This is a genomic window from Microlunatus antarcticus, assembly GCF_014193425.1.
Lineage (GTDB): Bacteria > Actinomycetota > Actinomycetes > Propionibacteriales > Propionibacteriaceae > Microlunatus > Microlunatus antarcticus.
Map to the genome: position 1 here is coordinate 400,259 of NZ_JACHZG010000001.1, position 15,354 is coordinate 415,612.

Annotated in this window: 15 protein-coding genes; 5 read left to right on the forward strand and 10 right to left on the reverse strand. The window is 72.4% G+C overall.

What is annotated here, in order from left to right:
• Window positions 1-8: 8 nt before the first annotated feature.
• Window positions 9-1,118 carry a neutral zinc metallopeptidase gene (locus FHX39_RS21930; protein WP_183336343.1) on the reverse strand — a complete coding sequence of 370 codons (1,110 nt, stop codon included), beginning with the start codon at window positions 1,116-1,118 and terminating at the stop codon, window positions 9-11.
• Between the two features lie 64 nt (window positions 1,119-1,182).
• Between FHX39_RS21930 and FHX39_RS01960 the strand changes: the two genes are divergently transcribed.
• The 3 genes from FHX39_RS01960 (at window position 1,183) to FHX39_RS01970 (ending at window position 5,112) form a co-directional block, all read left to right on the forward strand.
• Window positions 1,183-2,892, forward strand: a complete 1,710-nt coding sequence (locus FHX39_RS01960; protein ID WP_183336345.1) for a DUF2207 family protein — start codon at window positions 1,183-1,185, stop codon at window positions 2,890-2,892.
• A gap of 73 nt (window positions 2,893-2,965) precedes the next feature.
• Complete coding sequence (locus FHX39_RS01965) at window positions 2,966-4,438, forward strand: cryptochrome/photolyase family protein (RefSeq protein WP_183336347.1); 1,473 nt, start codon at window positions 2,966-2,968, stop codon at window positions 4,436-4,438.
• A 206-nt stretch (window positions 4,439-4,644) separates the two neighbouring features.
• Entirely contained in the window at window positions 4,645-5,112 is a 468-nt protein-coding gene (locus FHX39_RS01970) for a hypothetical protein (RefSeq protein ID WP_183336349.1), read from the forward strand.
• Window positions 5,113-5,221: 109 nt separating this feature from the next.
• Here FHX39_RS01970 and FHX39_RS01975 read toward each other — a convergent pair whose 3' ends face one another.
• The gene (locus tag FHX39_RS01975) at window positions 5,222-6,235 is read right to left on the reverse strand and encodes an aldo/keto reductase (RefSeq protein ID WP_183336351.1); all 1,014 of its coding nucleotides are present in this window, start codon (window positions 6,233-6,235) and stop codon (window positions 5,222-5,224) included.
• A gap of 216 nt (window positions 6,236-6,451) precedes the next feature.
• On the opposite strand from FHX39_RS01975, the gene FHX39_RS01980 reads away from it, so the two are divergent.
• The gene (locus tag FHX39_RS01980) at window positions 6,452-7,492 is read left to right on the forward strand and encodes a zinc metalloprotease (RefSeq protein ID WP_183336353.1); all 1,041 of its coding nucleotides are present in this window, start codon (window positions 6,452-6,454) and stop codon (window positions 7,490-7,492) included.
• A gap of 7 nt (window positions 7,493-7,499) precedes the next feature.
• Here FHX39_RS01980 and FHX39_RS01985 read toward each other — a convergent pair whose 3' ends face one another.
• From FHX39_RS01985 to FHX39_RS02005, 5 genes are all read right to left on the reverse strand, one after another.
• Entirely contained in the window at window positions 7,500-7,694 is a 195-nt protein-coding gene (locus tag FHX39_RS01985) for a hypothetical protein (protein ID WP_183336355.1), read from the reverse strand.
• A 34-nt stretch (window positions 7,695-7,728) separates the two neighbouring features.
• Window positions 7,729-9,225, reverse strand: a complete 1,497-nt coding sequence (locus tag FHX39_RS01990; RefSeq protein ID WP_332836624.1) for a glycine hydroxymethyltransferase — start codon at window positions 9,223-9,225, stop codon at window positions 7,729-7,731.
• Between the two features lie 91 nt (window positions 9,226-9,316).
• Window positions 9,317-10,003: a hypothetical protein gene (locus FHX39_RS01995; protein ID WP_183336357.1), complete on the reverse strand. Its 687-nt coding sequence runs from the start codon at window positions 10,001-10,003 to the stop codon at window positions 9,317-9,319.
• A 107-nt stretch (window positions 10,004-10,110) separates the two neighbouring features.
• The gene (locus tag FHX39_RS02000; RefSeq protein ID WP_183336360.1) at window positions 10,111-10,866 is read right to left on the reverse strand and encodes a hypothetical protein; all 756 of its coding nucleotides are present in this window, start codon (window positions 10,864-10,866) and stop codon (window positions 10,111-10,113) included.
• Window positions 10,863-11,420, reverse strand: a complete 558-nt coding sequence (locus FHX39_RS02005; protein ID WP_183336363.1) for an RNA polymerase sigma factor — start codon at window positions 11,418-11,420, stop codon at window positions 10,863-10,865. Before FHX39_RS02005 ends, FHX39_RS02000 begins: the two co-directional genes overlap by 4 nt.
• Window positions 11,421-11,488: 68 nt before the next feature.
• Here FHX39_RS02005 and FHX39_RS02010 point away from each other — a divergent pair, with 68 nt between their 5' ends.
• A complete protein-coding gene (locus FHX39_RS02010) occupies window positions 11,489-12,391 on the forward strand; it encodes a serine/threonine-protein kinase (protein ID WP_183336366.1) in 903 nt (300 codons plus the stop codon).
• Between the two features lie 12 nt (window positions 12,392-12,403).
• Here the strand turns inward: FHX39_RS02010 and rlmB are convergent, their stop codons facing one another.
• The 3 genes from rlmB to FHX39_RS02025 form a co-directional block, all read right to left on the reverse strand.
• Window positions 12,404-13,369, reverse strand: a complete 966-nt coding sequence (gene rlmB, locus FHX39_RS02015) for a 23S rRNA (guanosine(2251)-2'-O)-methyltransferase RlmB (protein WP_183336368.1) — start codon at window positions 13,367-13,369, stop codon at window positions 12,404-12,406.
• A complete protein-coding gene (gene cysS / locus FHX39_RS02020; protein ID WP_198423527.1) occupies window positions 13,369-14,838 on the reverse strand; it encodes a cysteine--tRNA ligase in 1,470 nt (489 codons plus the stop codon). The genes rlmB and cysS overlap by 1 nt, the downstream gene beginning before the upstream one ends.
• A gap of 64 nt (window positions 14,839-14,902) precedes the next feature.
• Window positions 14,903-15,340: a MarR family winged helix-turn-helix transcriptional regulator gene (locus tag FHX39_RS02025; RefSeq protein WP_183336372.1), complete on the reverse strand. Its 438-nt coding sequence runs from the start codon at window positions 15,338-15,340 to the stop codon at window positions 14,903-14,905.
• Window positions 15,341-15,354 lie beyond the last annotated feature (14 nt).

The window sequence follows — 15,354 nt, forward strand, 5'->3', positions numbered from 1 at the left end:
GTTCGCTTCTAGCGGACCTGGTTGGCCGGCGCCGTGAACGTGTTGCAGGCGCTGATCTGCGCGTTGCCGATGCCGGCATCGCCCCAGAACACGCGGGAGCGGGCCAGGCCGTGGTTGCCGAGGACCGTCGAGTCGCCGGTGACCGAGTCGTCGCCGACCGCCTTGTAGGTGTCCTCGATGCCGGCCAGGTCGGACTGGTTGATCCCGAGCGACTGCGACACCGAGCGGATGTACATCCCGGAGAAGCAGTCGGCCTGGGTCTCGAGGCGGCGGCTGTAGAGCAGGTCGGTCTTCTCGTCGTTCGAGTTCTGCCCCAGGGCCTTCGCCGAGATGAGGATGCCGGTGCGGGCCTGCAGCGCGTGCCCGAACTCGTGCGCGATGACCACGTCCGCCGCCCACTTGTCCTGGGCGATGATCGGCAGCTCGTCGTCGAGCCGGTTGGAGTAGTAGACCTGCTGGTCGGCCGCGCAGTAGAAGGCGTTGACCCCGCTCGTGCCGCACTTCGTGGTCATCTTGGCGCCGTAGATCGTGACGCTCGGGCGCACGATGATGAGCCCCGCGCCGGTGACCGGCGGCTCCCACACCCGCACGAGGCACTCCATGGACGCGTCGAGGTGCTGCTGGAGCTGGGTGTCCGACGCCGTGCCTACGTTGATGGGCTCGGCGTCGCACCGGACCGGCGCCGGCACGGACTGGCCGTAGAACGGGCTGCTGTTGATGACCTGCTCGGCCTGCTCGTAGGTGTCGGGCACCGGGATCGGCGGCGGGTTCTTGTCGGGGGCCGGGACCCGGTAGTCGTCGTTCTGGTACGCGGTGTCGGAGTTCTGGGCGTCCGTGCCGAGCCCGGTGCCGATGAAGCCGAGCACCGAGAGGCTGGCGATGACGATGAGGGCGAGCAGCAGCAGCTTGAGGCCGCCGCCGCCCTTGCGCCGCGGCGCCTGGGGCCCGCCGAAGCCGGGCCCGCCACGCGGGGCGTATCCGGGCGGGGGCTGACCGTACGGGTTGTAGGCCGGCTGGGCGTACCCCTGCTGGCCGAAGCCGCCGGAGGGGTAGCCCTGCTGCCAGGGGGCCGGCCCGGGGCGTCCCTGCGGGGGTCCGCCCCACTGCTGGTTGCTCACGGAACGCACCTTAATGCGCTCGGGGTGCTCCCCAGCGGCCCCGAGTGATGAAAGGATCGCGCCCGTGCACCCGGAAACCACCCCCGCCGCCTGGGCCTCGCCCCGCCGTCTGCTCGTGCTGGTCGCGCCGCTGCTCGTCGCCCTGGCCCTCGTCGCCGGACCGACCGCGCGCACCGCCCACGCCGAGGGGACGGCCTCGTCGGTCGTCACCACCGGGAACGTGGCCAAGGACGGCACGCTCAAGATGACGGAGACCATCACCTTCGACGGTGCGGCGCCCGCCGAGGTGACGCAGAAGTTCGAGACGGTGCAGAACTCGGTCGGCGACCGTCAGTACAAGACGACCATCAGCGAGGTCACCGCGACCGCCGGCGGCGCGGCCGTCACGCCGCAGGTCAGCACGGACAGCCGCTACACCACCGTCACCGTGCCCACGAACGGCGCGGCCGACCTCGTGATCGGCTACACGGTCCGTGGGGCGGTCGTCACCGTCCCGGACGGCACCGCGCTGCAGTGGCGGGTGCTGCAGGGGCTGGACGTCGCGGTCACCTCGTTCCGCTCGACGATCCTCATCCCGGGCACCTTCACGTACGTCCGCTGCACCGCCGGCAGCCCGAACTCGACGACGCCCTGCCTGTCCGCCGCGGCGGGCACCGAGGACGCCTCGACGCCGACCTTCACCGACGGCCCGCGCGGCGAGGGTGAGGTCGTCGGGGTCGACATCGGCTTCCCGGCGGGCCAGGTGGCCGCCAACGAGCAGATCGACTACCGCTGGACCGTCGGGCGCGCGTTCTCGCCCGACCCGCTGCCGCTCGGCATCGCCGTCGGCCTCCTCGTGCTGGGCGGCCTCGGCCTCCTGCTGGCCCACCGCCGCCGAGGCGCGGACGCCGCGTACTCCGGCGAGGCCGCGCCGGTCGGGGAGTTCGTTCCCGTCGGCGCCGGTCAGGCCGAGTTCCGGGTCGTCGGCGACGTCCGGCCGGGCCACGTCGGCACCGTGGCCGACGAGCGGGTCGACCCGATCGACGTGACCGCCTCCCTGGTCGACCTCGCCGTCCGTGGACACCTGCTGATCACCGAGCTGCCGCGGGCCAGCGCCTTCTCCCGGGCCGACTGGACCCTCACCCGGATCGGCGCCGGCACCGGCCTGCGCCCGTTCGAGCAGGCCCTGCTCGAGGGGATCGCGCCGGACGGCGAGCCGGTGCGCGTCTCCGAGGTCGGCGGCCGCGTCGGCCAGTCGATCGGCAAGGTCCAGGACGCGCTCTACGACGAGGTCGTGGCCAACGGGTGGTACGCCCGCCGCCCCGACGTGGTGCGCAACCGCTTCACCCAGCTCGCGCTCGTCCTGCTGACCGTGGCCGTCGTGGTCACCGCGCTGCTGGCCGCGTTCACGACCTTCGGGCTCATCGGCCTCGCGCTGGTCGTGCTCGGCCTCGGCCTGGTCTTCGTCGCGCAGGAGATGCCCTCGCGGACGCCGAAGGGGGTGGCGCTGCTCAAGGGCCTCGGCGCGCTGCGCTCGCTGCTGCTCACCCAGCCCACGGACCAGATGCCGGCCGGGCGGGCAGTCGAGGAGCTGTCGGAGGTGCTGCCGTACGCGATCGTGCTGGGCGGGACCGAGCGCTGGCTCGACGCCCTCGTGGCGACCGACACCGACGCGGACCCCGACTCCGACGACCTGAGCTGGTACCACGGCCCCGCCGACTGGCACCTGCGTGACCTGCCCGAGTCCCTGCGCAACTTCACGACCACCGTCTCCGGAACCCTCTTCACCCGGTAGCCCCGGGCAGATCGATGAGGATCCGGCACCGTAGTCGGTGCGGGATCCACATCACCGAGACAGACGGGCGTGAATGACGACGACACGGTGGCTGTTCGGCGACCAGCTGGGGGCGCACTTCGTCGACGACGACGACCAGCAGGTGCTGCTGGTCGAGTCGCGGGAGGTGTTCCGGCGGCGCGCGTTCCACCGGCAGAAGGCGCACCTGGTGCTGTCGGCCATGCGGCACCGGGCCGCCGAGCTCGGTGACCGCTGCACCTACCTGGTCACCGACACCTACCGCGAGGCCCTCGCGCAGGTCGACGGGCCGCTGAGCGTGGTGCAGCCGACCACGTGGGCGGCGCTGCACCTCGTCGACACCCTCGCTGGCGAGCGTGACCTCGAACGGCTGCCGGCCCGGGGCTACGTGACCGGGCGTGAGGACTTCACCCGCTGGGCGCAGGGCCGGGGCCGCAAGCGCCTGCTGATGGAGGACTTCTACCGCGACGCCCGGACGCGCAACGACGTGCTGATGCACGGGTCCGAGCCCGTCCTGGGCCGCTGGAACTTCGACGCCGAGAACCGCGAGCCACCGCCCAAGGTGGGTCGCCTCGACGTCGATGAGCCCTGGTGGCCGGAGGAGGACGAGATCGACGCGGCTGTCCGGGCCGACCTCGACCAGATGGCGGCGGACGGGATCGCCTTCGTCGGTGAGGACGGGCCCCGCCGGTTCGCCGTGACGCAGGCCGAGGCCCGCCAGGCTCTGGACCACTTCGTCGAGCACCGGCTGGCGCTGTTCGGGCGGTACGAGGACGCGATGCTCTCCGGCGACCGTTGGATGGCCCACTCGCTGATCTCCGCCCCGCTGAACCTCGGCCTGCTCGACCCGCTCGAGGTCGTCCGGACGGCGGAGGAGGCGTTCACGGCGGGCGACGCGCCGATCGCGGCGGTCGAGGGCTTCGTCCGGCAGGTGATGGGCTGGCGCGACTACATCTGGAACCTCTACTGGTACCTCGGCGAGGACTACCGGAACGAGAACGCGCTCGGCGCCCGGACGCCGATCCCGGAGTGGTTCCAGGAGCTGGACCCGAGCGGCACCGACGCGAACTGCCTGTCGTGGGCGCTGAGCTCGGTCCGCGAGGTCGGCTGGGCGCACCACATCCCGCGGCTGATGGTCCTCGGGAACTACGCGCAGCAGCGCGGCTGGGACCCCCAGGAGCTGACGGACTGGTTCCACCGCAGCTTCGTCGACGGCTACGACTGGGTGATGGTGCCGAACATCGTCGGCATGTCCCAGTACGCCGACGACGGCGTGCTGGCGACGAAGCCGTACGTCGGTGGCGGCAGCTACATCAACAAGATGAGCGACTTCTGCGGCGACTGCGTCTACGACCCCAAGAAGCGCACGGGGCCGACCGCCTGCCCGTTCACGGCCGGCTACTGGGGCTTCCTGAACCGCCACCGCGAGCACCTGTCGGGCAACTTCCGGATGGGTCAGATGGTCCGCGGCCTCGACCGCCTGAAGGACCTGGACCAGCTGCTCGAGGAGCATCCGGACCTGCGCTGATGGCCAACCGGGAGCGCGGGACGGCATGAACGCTCCCTGAGCCTGTCGAAGGGCCACGAAGTGGTCGGCGTTATAGGGCAGCCAACCTCAGACGAGGCCCTTCGGCACGCTAGGGGGTATGCCGACCGTCGCGCCGGTGCTTGGACACCGGGGCCGGGAGGCGACGCGTCGAGGCCCAGCGGGCTGTTTCCTGACATGCTCCCGGCATGACGAGCGCAGCGGGTCAGCCAGACTCGGGTGCTAAACGTCAGGTCGGTTGGATCGCCTGGCAACCGCTCTGGCCGCCCGTCAGGACGGCGCTTCAGACGTACGCCGATGCGCTGCGTGCCGACCAGCCAGACCTGCGCGTGCAGCTCGAAGGCTCCAGCAACCCGGCTTACCCTCTGCTGTCCTCCATGTCGCTCAACGTGACCGGGCCGCCGTGGGACGAGGACGTCGTCCTCTCCGCGCGAGTGTGGCGGGGTAGCGACGAGTTCGTGTTTCGCTGCGACATCGCGGACGGCGATGGGCAGATCCTCGCGGAGGTCCCGGAGGCGAGCATCGCGGCCGACGAGCCGGAGGCGCACCTACTTCTGTGGGCGCGACGGCATCTCGACGACTACCTCGTGTTCGTGCAGGCCGAGCTGGACACGGTCCGCGATCAGCTGACCACGGCGCAGCAGGGGCGCGCCTGACCAGGGTTGCTGACGCCACGAGCGGAGGTTTCTTCACTCTGCGCCCCCGCGATCACCTTGCGCCCGTACGAACGGGCGCAAGGTGACCGGCGGGGCGCAACGACGCCGTCTACTGGTCGATGCTGCTCATGTCCGGGTACCGCTCGCCGACGGCGGCGGGGACGGCCTCGTCGAGGCGGGCCAGGTCGTCGGCGCTCAGCTCGACCGCGGCGGCGGCCACGTTCTCCTCGAGGTACGTCACGCGCTTGGTCCCCGGGATCGGGACCACGTCGTCGCCCTGGGCGAGGACCCAGGCGAGCGCGACCTGGCCGGGCGTCGCGCCCTTGGTCTCGGCGAGGGCGCGGACGGCCTCGACGATGCCCAGGTTGGCCTGCAGGGCCTCACCGACGAAGCGGGGGTTGCGGCGGCGGAAGTCGTCCGGGGCGAGGTCGTCGGTGCTCGTGATCGTGCCGGTCAGGAACCCGCGACCCAGCGGGGAGTAGGGCACCAGGCCGATGCCCAGGTCGCGGAGCAGCGGCAGGATCTCGGTCTCGAGGTCGCGGGTCCACAGCGAGTACTCGGTCTGCAGCGCGGTGATCGGGTACGTCGCGTGCGCGCGGCGGATCGTGTCGGCCGAGGCCTCGCTCAGCCCGAGGTGGCGCACCTTGCCGGCGGCGACGAGCTCGCCCATCGCGCCGACGGTCTCCTCGATGGGGACCGACTTGTCGACGCGGTGCTGGTAGTAGAGGTCGATGTGGTCGAGGCCGAGCCGCTGCAGGCTGGCGTCGCAGGCGGAGCGGACGTACGCGGCGCTGCCATCGATCCGGCGAGCGCGCGGATTGTTCGGGTCGCGCACGTTGCCGAACTTGGTGGCGAGCACCACGGAGTCCCGGCGGTCGGCGATGGCGCCACCGACGAGCCGCTCGTTGGTGAAGGGGCCGTACATGTCGGCCGTGTCCAGGAACGTGACGCCGAGGTCGAGGGCTCGGTGGATCGTCCGGACGGCCTCCACCTCGTCGGTCGTGCCGTAGAACTCGGACATGCCCATGCAGCCCAGGCCGAGGGTGGAGACGGTGAGCCCTGAGCTCTTCGTGTCACCGCGGCCGAGGACGCGAGTGCCGAGCGGGGCGGTCGAGGTGGTCATGGGACCAGCCTGCCTCCTGGCTGTGGAGCCCCGGCAGGAGCCCGGCCCAGCGTCGACCGACGCCCCGCCCGCCTGAAGAACTACCTCTAGAGTTCTCAGCGTCTGCTTCTCCGGGGGGCTCGGCAGACGAGGCCCCCAGCGCGTGTCGGCTCGTGCCGTCGCCCGCGGCCGCGTGGTCGGGAGGGTGCACGACCCGCGACGACGACGAGGACATCCATGACCCCGCACCTGCTGGCCCGCTCCTGGCGGCTGGCGCGCGTCGCCAGTGCCGCCCTCGCCTTGACCGCGGCGGCGCTGACCGTCTCCGGCTCGGCCACGAGCGGCTCGACCGGCTCGTTGGGGACGCCCTTGGCCGGGGTCACCTCGACCTCGGCCGCCGTCTCCACCGGCACCCCCTGCCTGAGCGCGACGTCCGCCGGCCGCGTACGCGCCGACAGCGACCTCGACGGCGTGGACCCCAACACCCTGACCCTCGCCGAGACCGAGCAGGCGGAGGCCCGGCTGGCCACGCGGGCCCGGCAGCGGGGGATCGACGTCGGCCGCCGGGCCCTGCCCAAGACCAAGGTCGACGTCTACGTCCACGTGATCACCAAGGACAACGGCAAGGGCGGGGTCAGCAAGTCCAGGATCAAGAAGCAGATCGCCGTGCTCAACAAGGCCTACGCGGGCAAGACCTCGGGCAGCTCGACGAAGACGGGCTTCTCGTTCAAGCTGAAGGCGACGGACAAGACCAAGAGCTCGGACTGGTACGACTGGGCCAACCCCGAGGACGACCCGTCCGACGACGTCGAGGCCAAGACGGCCCTCCACCGCGGCGGCCTCGACGACCTCAACCTGTACCTGACCTCGCTCGACGACGGGCTGCTCGGCTACGCGACGTTCCCCTTCGACACCACGCTGGCCCAAGACGGCGTCGTCGTCCTGAGCTCGACCCTGCCGGGCGGCGACGCCGACGGCTACGACCGGGGCGACACGACGACCCACGAGGTCGGCCACTGGCTCGGGCTCTACCACACCTTCCAGAACGGCTGCCGGAGCCCGGGCGACAAGGTGGACGACACGGCCTACCAGGCCGACGGCGACAACGTCTTCTCCTGCAGCAGCAAGCTGGACACGTGCCGGCAGACGGGCAAGGACCCGGTGCACAACTTCATGAGCTACGGCGACGACGCCTGCCTCAACCGCTTCACCCAGGGCCAGGCCGCGCGCATGGCCAGCGTCTGGGCCACCTATCGCGCGCCCGGCGCTGGCAGCTGAGGACGTCCTAGCGGTCGCGCTCCCGCTCGTACGCCTCGATCGCCCGGCGCAGCGCCTCGACCTCGGCGCTCGTCCGGTCCTCCGGGAGGGGCGTACGCCGGGGTCGCGGCTTCCAGTCGCCGAACCACGCGTACGACGCGATGGTCAGCACCACGACGGCGAAGGCCACCATCACGAGACTCGTGAAGGTGGTCGGCGCCATCGTGGTGCCCTGCCGCTGCTTCCGAACCCGAGCCTCAGAGCTCCAGACCGGGGTAGAGCGGGTGCGTGTCGAGCATCTCGGCCGACGCCGCCTTGGTGCGGTCGGCGACGCCGTCGGCGAGGACGTACTTGGCCTTGCCCGGGGCGCCCGCGGCGGTGGTCGCCGGCGTCGTGCTCTCGAGGACGTCGACGATCAGCTCGGCGACGCGGTCGAACTCGGCGCTGCCGAAGCCGCGCGTGGTGAGCGCGGGCGTGCCGATCCGGACGCCCGAGGTGTACCAGGCGCCGTTCGGGTCGGCCGGGACGGCGTTGCGGTTGGTGACGATGCCGGCGTCGAGCAGCGCCGACTCGGCCTGCCGCCCGGTCAGCCCGAACGTGCTCACGTCGATCAGCACGAGGTGGTTGTCCGTGCCGCCCGTGACGAGCTTGGCTCCGCGGGTCAGCAGGCCCTCGGCGAGGGTCTGCGCGTTGTCGGCGACGGACTGCGCGTACGTGCGGAACTCCTGCGTCCGCGCCTCGGCGAACGCGACCGCCTTGGCCGCCATGATGTTGCCGATCGGTCCGCCGAGCACCATCGGGCAGCCACGGTCGACGCTCGGGGCGTACTCCTTGGTCGCCAGCACCATGCCGCCGCGCGGGCCGCGCAGCGACTTGTGCGTCGTGCTCGTGACGATGTCGGCGTAGGGGACCGGGTCCTCGACGCCGGTGAACACCTTGCCGGCCACGAGCCCGGCGAAGTGCGCCATGTCGACCATGAACGTGGCACCGACCTCGTCGGCGATCTCGCGCATGCGGGCGAAGTCGACGCGGCGGGGGTAGGCCGAGTAGCCGGCGATGAGGATGAGCGGCTTGAACTCGTGCGCGGCCGCGCGGACCGCGTCGTAGTCGATGCGCTGGTTCTCGGGGTCGGTCCCGTACGAGCGCTGGTGGAACATCTTGCCGGAGATGTTCGGCCGGAAGCCGTGCGTCAGGTGGCCGCCCGCGTCGAGCGACATCCCCAGCGCGCGCTGGTTGCCGAACTTGTGGCGCAAGGCCTCCCACTGCTCCTCGGACATCTCGTTGATGTTCTTGAGGCCCAGCTCGGCCAGCTCCGGCAGCTCGACCCGGTGGGCCAGGATCGACCAGAAGGCGACGAGGTTGGCGTCGATGCCGGAGTGCGGCTGGACGTACGCGTACTCCGCGACGAACAGCTCTCGGGCGTGCTCGGTCGCGATCGACTCGACCTCGTCGATGTTCTGGCACCCGGCGTAGAAGCGGTGCCCGACCGTGCCCTCGGCGTACTTGTCCGACAGCCACGTCCCCATGGTCAGCAGGACGGCCGGGGAGGCGTAGTTCTCGGAGGCGATGAGCTTGAGCGAGGCGCGCTGGTCGGCGAGCTCGGCGCGGGTCGCGTCGGCGATCCGGGGCTCGACCGAGGCGATCACGTCGAGCGCCGAGCGGTAGGCCTGCGTCGCGGCCCCGCTCAGGTCGGTCCCGGCGGTCGCCGTACGGGTGGCGGACTCGGTGGACAGCGGGGCGAGGGTGTCGGTCACGGCAGGGCTCCAGGCGTGGACGGATCGAGCGGTGAGGCCAAATCTATCCCGCGCCCGGAGTGCCCGCCTCCTCGAACCAGCCGGGCCCGCGTCAGCGCAGCCGCTGCGCCGCCGTGGTCGCGAGCCGCTTCAGGGTGTACGCGCTCGTGTCGCGCCCGGAGGTGAGGCTGACGATCCCGAAGCGGGTGCCGTCGCGCACCACGGCGACGCCGCCGCCGTCGCGGTGGCCGTCGGGGTAGACGGTCGCGTAGTAGTCGGCCGTCGCGACACCACCGGCGTCGACGTGGCGGACCGGTGCGTGCCGGATCCCCTGCGCAGGGTCCTCCTGGCAGTCGCGCACGCGGGTGATCAGCCGGGTCAGCGTCGCGACGTAGCGGTCGGTGTCCTTCGCCGTCGCGCCCTGGGCCACCGACTCGGTCACGTACACCTCCTTGTCCTGCGTGCTCGACCAGGTGCCGTCGGCGTAGCCCCGGCCCGTGCCGGCGGCCGGGTAGGACTTGGCGCCGGTGACCGCCCGGATGGTCTTGTCGGACAGGCAGTTCTCGTCGTTGTGCCCACCGTCGTCGAGCTGGGCGTCACCGGTGCGGCTGAGCGTCGCCGAGTCGCCGTCGAGGCCGGCGGCCCGGACGTCCTCGATCGTCAGCAGGGAGGCGGTCGTCACCGTCGCGGACGGGGCGGCGTCGGCCGGCGTGGTCGAGACGAGGCCTCCTGCGCAGACCAGCGCCGCTGCGGCGAGGGCGGGGCGGGTGCGGCGGACGAGCAGTGCGGTGCGGGACATGAGGTCCTCCTGGGCTCGGGCGGCGCAGGCTGTGCCGCTCTCACCAGAAGAGATGTCGCCCGGAGGGCTTTGGTTGGAGATGAGTTTCCCCCGGGCGGTCGGAGGGCTCAGCCGAGCCGCTCCGAGGCCGCCTCGGAGAGCCCGGCGAGCTGCCCCTCGTCGAGGCACATGCGGACGTTCACGACCGTGAAGCGGGCGCCGTTGCGCGCCACCAGGGTCCCGCCGCAGGGTTCGACGTCGTCCGGGGCGCGGCCCTCGGTGTTCTGCTCGTCGGGGAAGTAGCCGAACCAGGTGGCCGACCGGGTCGAGGAGAAGTCTGCGGTCCTGGCTGGTCCCAGCACCCAGTGCCCCGGCTTGGCCGCGAGGCAGGGTCGCTGGGCCGCGACGAGGGCCGTGACGCTGTCCTCGGCGTCGGCCGGGTCGTCGGCGGTCGAGGCCAGCTGGCCTGCGGCGTAGCCGTCGTCGGTCTCCGTCCAGTACCCCTGGAGCGTCGGGTCGTGGCCCGTGAGGTCGTGCAGGGTCCGCTTGCCCGCGTGCGGGTCGTCCGCGACGCACAGCGTCGCGTCCATCGAGGGATCGGTCTTGCCGCCCTGCGGGTAGCTGGTGACCGCGACCGACTGGTCCGCGAACGACCGGACGGAGAGCAGATCGCTCTCGGTGAGCCGCTTCGCAGGCGAAGGCGACGGGCTCGGGGTGAGCGACGGGCTCGGGGTGGCGGTCGGCCTCGTGGTTGGGGTCACGACCGACGTCGAGGGCACGGGCGCCGTGCGGGCCGGGCTTGCGTCGGGCAGGACGTACGTGCCCGTGAGGCCGCCGAGCCCCACGGCCGCGACGCAGATCAAGCCTGCGTGGAGCGGCCTCACCGGTGCTCCGCCGAGGGCCGGAGGCGGCCCCGGACGAACGTCCGTGCGCGGTGGATCCGGTCCTTGACCGTGCTGAGCGGGAGGTTCAGGATCGCGGCGATCTCGTCGTAGGTCAGCTCACCGAGGTCCCGGAGCACGAACGGGTCCACCAGGTCGGGGTAGGCCGCGCCGAGCGCGTCGAGCGTCTCCAGCAGGTCCAGCCGCGTCCCCGCGATGACGCTGGTGGTCTGCGGGTCGGCGCTCTCGAGCAGCGGCGCCGCTCCGACGACCTCGCTGTGTCGACGCATCGAGCGGTAGGTCCCCCGGGCGCAGTTGGACGCGATCACCGTCACCCAGCCGCGGAACGACCCGCGCCCCCCGAAGTCGCGCAGGTGCCGGCTGATCATCAGCAGCGCGTCCTGCGCCGCCTCCTCGGCGTCCATCCGGTGCGGCAGGAACCGGGAGCAGCGGTGCAGGACGAGCGGCTGCAGCCGGACGAGGAGCTCGTTCAGGGCCTCGGCGTCGCCGGCCTGCGCCGCCCGGACCAGGGCGTCGACGTCCTCGTCCGGGTCCATGCGCGTCATTCTCGTGCGGGCGGGGGGCAGTCCGTCGACCCACCCCCGGGGTGCACCAGACTGACCCCGTGGCATCGCTCGGACGCTACCGCCTCGACCAGGTCCTGGGGTCGGGCTCGTTCGCGACCGTCTGGCGCGGCTACGACCCCGAGCTCGACGTGGTCGTCGCGGTAAAGGTGCTGGCCGACAACTGGTCGCTCGACGCGGACGTCCGGGCCCGGTTCCTGGCCGAGGCGCGGCTGCTGCGCCGGATCAGCAGCGACCGCGTGGTCCGCGTCCACGACGTCGGGATCGCCGACGACCGGCCCTACTTCGTCATGGACCACGTCGGCGGCGGCAGCCTCGCCGACCGGGTCGGATCGTTGGAGCCGGCCGAGGCGGTCCGGCTGACGGTCGAGGCGGCGTACGCGGTCCAGGTCCTGCACGACGCCGGCGTCGTGCACCGCGACGTGAAGCCGGGCAACCTGCTCCTCGACACGACGGACCCGCCGCGGGTCCTCGTCGCCGACCTCGGCAGCGCCAAGCTGCTGGCCGACGCGTCCGGCTACACCGTCACCACCGGGACGCCGGCGTACATGGCGCCCGAGCAGGCAGGGTTGGACGGCGGCTTCGACGGTCGCGCCGACGTCTACGCGCTGGCCGTGGTCGGCTACGAGCTCCTCGGCGGCCGACGTCCGTTCGACGTCCCGGCCGCGACCGGTACGGGGCCCGGTGCCCGACGCGACGACCCGTCCCCGGTGGCGGCACCGCGCGGGCTGCCCGGCGCGGTCGACGCCGTCCTGGCGTCCGGGCTCCGGCTCGACCCCACCGAGCGCCCCGCCGACGCCCGCGAGCTCGCGGACGCCCTCGTTCGGGCGTCGGGCGACGTTGGTCCAGCCCGGTCGGGCCGCAGCTGGCCGGCCTGGATCGTCGTCGTGGTGGCGGTGGTGCTCTTCGTGGTCAGCGCCCTGGTGGTGAGCCGGCTGCGCTGACCCGGCCCCGGGTCAGGGGGTGCGGCGCTGGCGCGAGATCTCGTACAGCGCGATGCCGGCGGCGACGCCGGCGTTGAGGGACTCGACCGTGCTGGTCATCGGGATGGACGCCATGCTGTCGCAGGCCTCGCGGACCAGCCGGGAGAGACCGGCTCCCTCGCTGCCGACGACGAGCACGAGCGGACCCGAGATGCCCTCGGTCGCCGCCAGGTCGGTGTCGGCCTCGCCGTCCAGGCCGACGAGGCGGAGCCCGGCGTTGGAGTAGGCGCGCAGGGTCCGGTTGAGGTTGGTCGCGCGGGCCACGGGCAGGCGGGCGGCCGCACCGGCGGACGTCTTCCAGGCGGCGGCGGTCATGCCGGCGGAGCGACGTTCCGGGATCAGCACGCCGTGGGCACCGAACGCCGCAGCCGACCGGATGACGGCGCCCAGGTTGCGCGGGTCGGTGATCGAGTCCAGCGCGACGATCAGCGGCTCGGTGTCCGAGTCGAGCGCGGCGGCCAGCAGGTCGTCGGGGTGGGCGTAGGAGTACTCGGGCAGCTGCAGGGCCAGGCCCTGGTGGATCGCGCCCGCGGTCAGGCGGTCGAGCTCGGCGCGCGTGACCTGCAGCATCGGCGTGCTGCGGTCGGCGGCGAGCTTGAACACCTCGCGCAACCGGTCGTCGCGCTCCGCGCCCTCGGCGACGTACGCCGACTTGACCGGGATCTCGGCCTCCATGGCCTCGAGCACGGCGTTGCGGCCCACGACCCACTCCGGCCCTGAACCGGGCCGGCCGGTGCGCTTCTCGGGCGTGCGGGTGCGTCCTGCGGAGGGACGCTCGTCACCGTTCGCCCGCTTGTGGGCCACGTGGTACGGACGGTCCTCGGCCTTGGGCGTCGGGCCGCGGCCCTCGAGGCCACGGCGTACGCGTCCGCCCGAGCCCGCCGTGTTCCCCTTGCCCTTGCGCTTGACGGCGCCCTTGCGCTGGCTGTTTCCGGGCATCAGACGTTCTCCGAGCTGGTTGTCGTGGCGTGCTTGAGGGACCACTCGGCCCCCTGGGGTGTGTCCGCGACCTCGACGCCCACCGCGGTGAGCAGGTCGCGCAGGGTGTCGGCGGTGGCGAAGTCGCGGTTGCGGCGGGCCTGGGCACGCTGCTCGAGGACGGCGGCGACGAGGCCGTCGACGACGCCCTCCAGCCGGTCGTCCTGCGCCGAGCCCGCCCAGGCGGGGTCGTCGAGGTCGAGCCCGAGGACGCCGAGCATCCCGCGGACCTCGGCCAGGGCGACCGCGACGGTCTCCTTGTCCTCGGCCGCGAGGGCGCTGTTGCCCTGGCGGACCGCGGTGTAGAGGACGGCGACGGCGCCGGGCGTGCCGAGGTCGTCGTTCATGGACGCCGCGAAGGCGTCGGGGACGACCGGGTCCACCCGGCCGGCCAGCGCGGTCGCGCGCTGCACGAACGTGTCGATGCGGTCGAGCGCCGCCGTCGCCTCGGCGAGCGAGGTGTCGCTGAACTCGATCGCCGACCGGTAGTGGGGGGCCGCGAGGTAGAAGCGGACGGCGCGCGGCGGGTAGGCCTTCACGACCTCGCTGACCAGCGCCCCGTTGCCGAGCGACTTGCTCATCTTCTCCCCGGCGGCGGTGACCCAGCCGTTGTGCATCCAGTAGCGCGCGAAGCGCTGCCCGGCTGCGGTCGACTGGGCGAGCTCGTTCTCGTGGTGGGGGAAGCGCAGGTCGAGGCCGCCGCCGTGGATGTCGAACTCGTCGCCGAGGTACTTGGCCGCCATCGCGGAGCACTCGAGGTGCCACCCGGGCCGGCCGCGGCCCCACGGCGTCCACCAGGACGCGGTCTCGGGCTCGCCCGCCTTGTGGCCCTTCCACAGGGCGAAGTCGCGGGAGTCCCGCTTGCCGCGCGGGTCGGCGTCGGCGGCGGGCTCCATGTCGCCGACGGCCTGGTGCGACAGCTCGCCGTACGCGGGCCACGACAGCACGTCGAAGTAGACGTCGCCCGACCCGTCCTCGGCCGCGTACGCGTGGCCGCGCTCGATCAAGGTCTTGATCATCTCGATCATCTCGGGGACGTGCCCGGTCGCGCGCGGCTCGTAGGTCGGACGGAGGCAGCCGAGGGCGTCGTACGCGGTGTGCAGCTCCCGCTCGAAGCGGTAGGCCAGCGCCCACCACGGCTCGCCGTTCGCGGCGGCCTTGGCCAGGATCTTGTCGTCGATGTCGGTGACGTTGGCGACCACGGTGACGTCGAGCCCGAGGTGGGTCAACCAGCGCCGCAGGACGTCGAAGACGACCTCCTTGCGGATGTGGCCGACGTGCGGGGCCGACTGCACGGTGAGCCCGCAGTGGTAGATCGAGACCTGGCCCGGGACGACCGGCTCGAGGTCGCGGACCCCGCCGGTCCGGGTGTCGTAGACGCGGAAGCCGCTCGTGGCAGGCGTCTCCACCCGCTCGTCCTCACCCGTCAGCACCGCGGAAGTCTAGCGGGGACGGGCCCCGCGGCCTCCCGCGTGCTCCGGGACCGGTGGGGCGTCAGTTCTGCGTGGACGCCTGGGCCATGAGCCGGCGCATCGCGTCGACCCCGTCCCGGAGGGCCTTCTGGTCCTTGCGCGAGAGCGAGGAGAGCATCGGCAGCACGCTGGTGCCGAGGCTGTGGCGCATCTCGGCCAGCCGCTCGCGGCCCTCGTCGGTGAGCCCGATCATCCAGGCCCGGGCGTCGCTCGGGTCGGCGGTGCGGGTGACGAGGTGCTGGGACTCCAGCTTCTTGATGTGGTTGGTGATCGTCGGCTGCGAGCAGTTCTCGGCGATCGCCAGGTCGCTGATGCGCACGGCGCCGTGGTCGCGGATCCTGGCCAGCAGGCGCACGGCGGCGAGGCTGAGGCCGAAGTCGGTGTCCCTGGGCACCCACCGGACCACGCGTGCCGCGGTGGTGACCACGTCCTCGCCCAGGGTCAGCAGGTCCTCGTCCATCACCCCACCCTAAC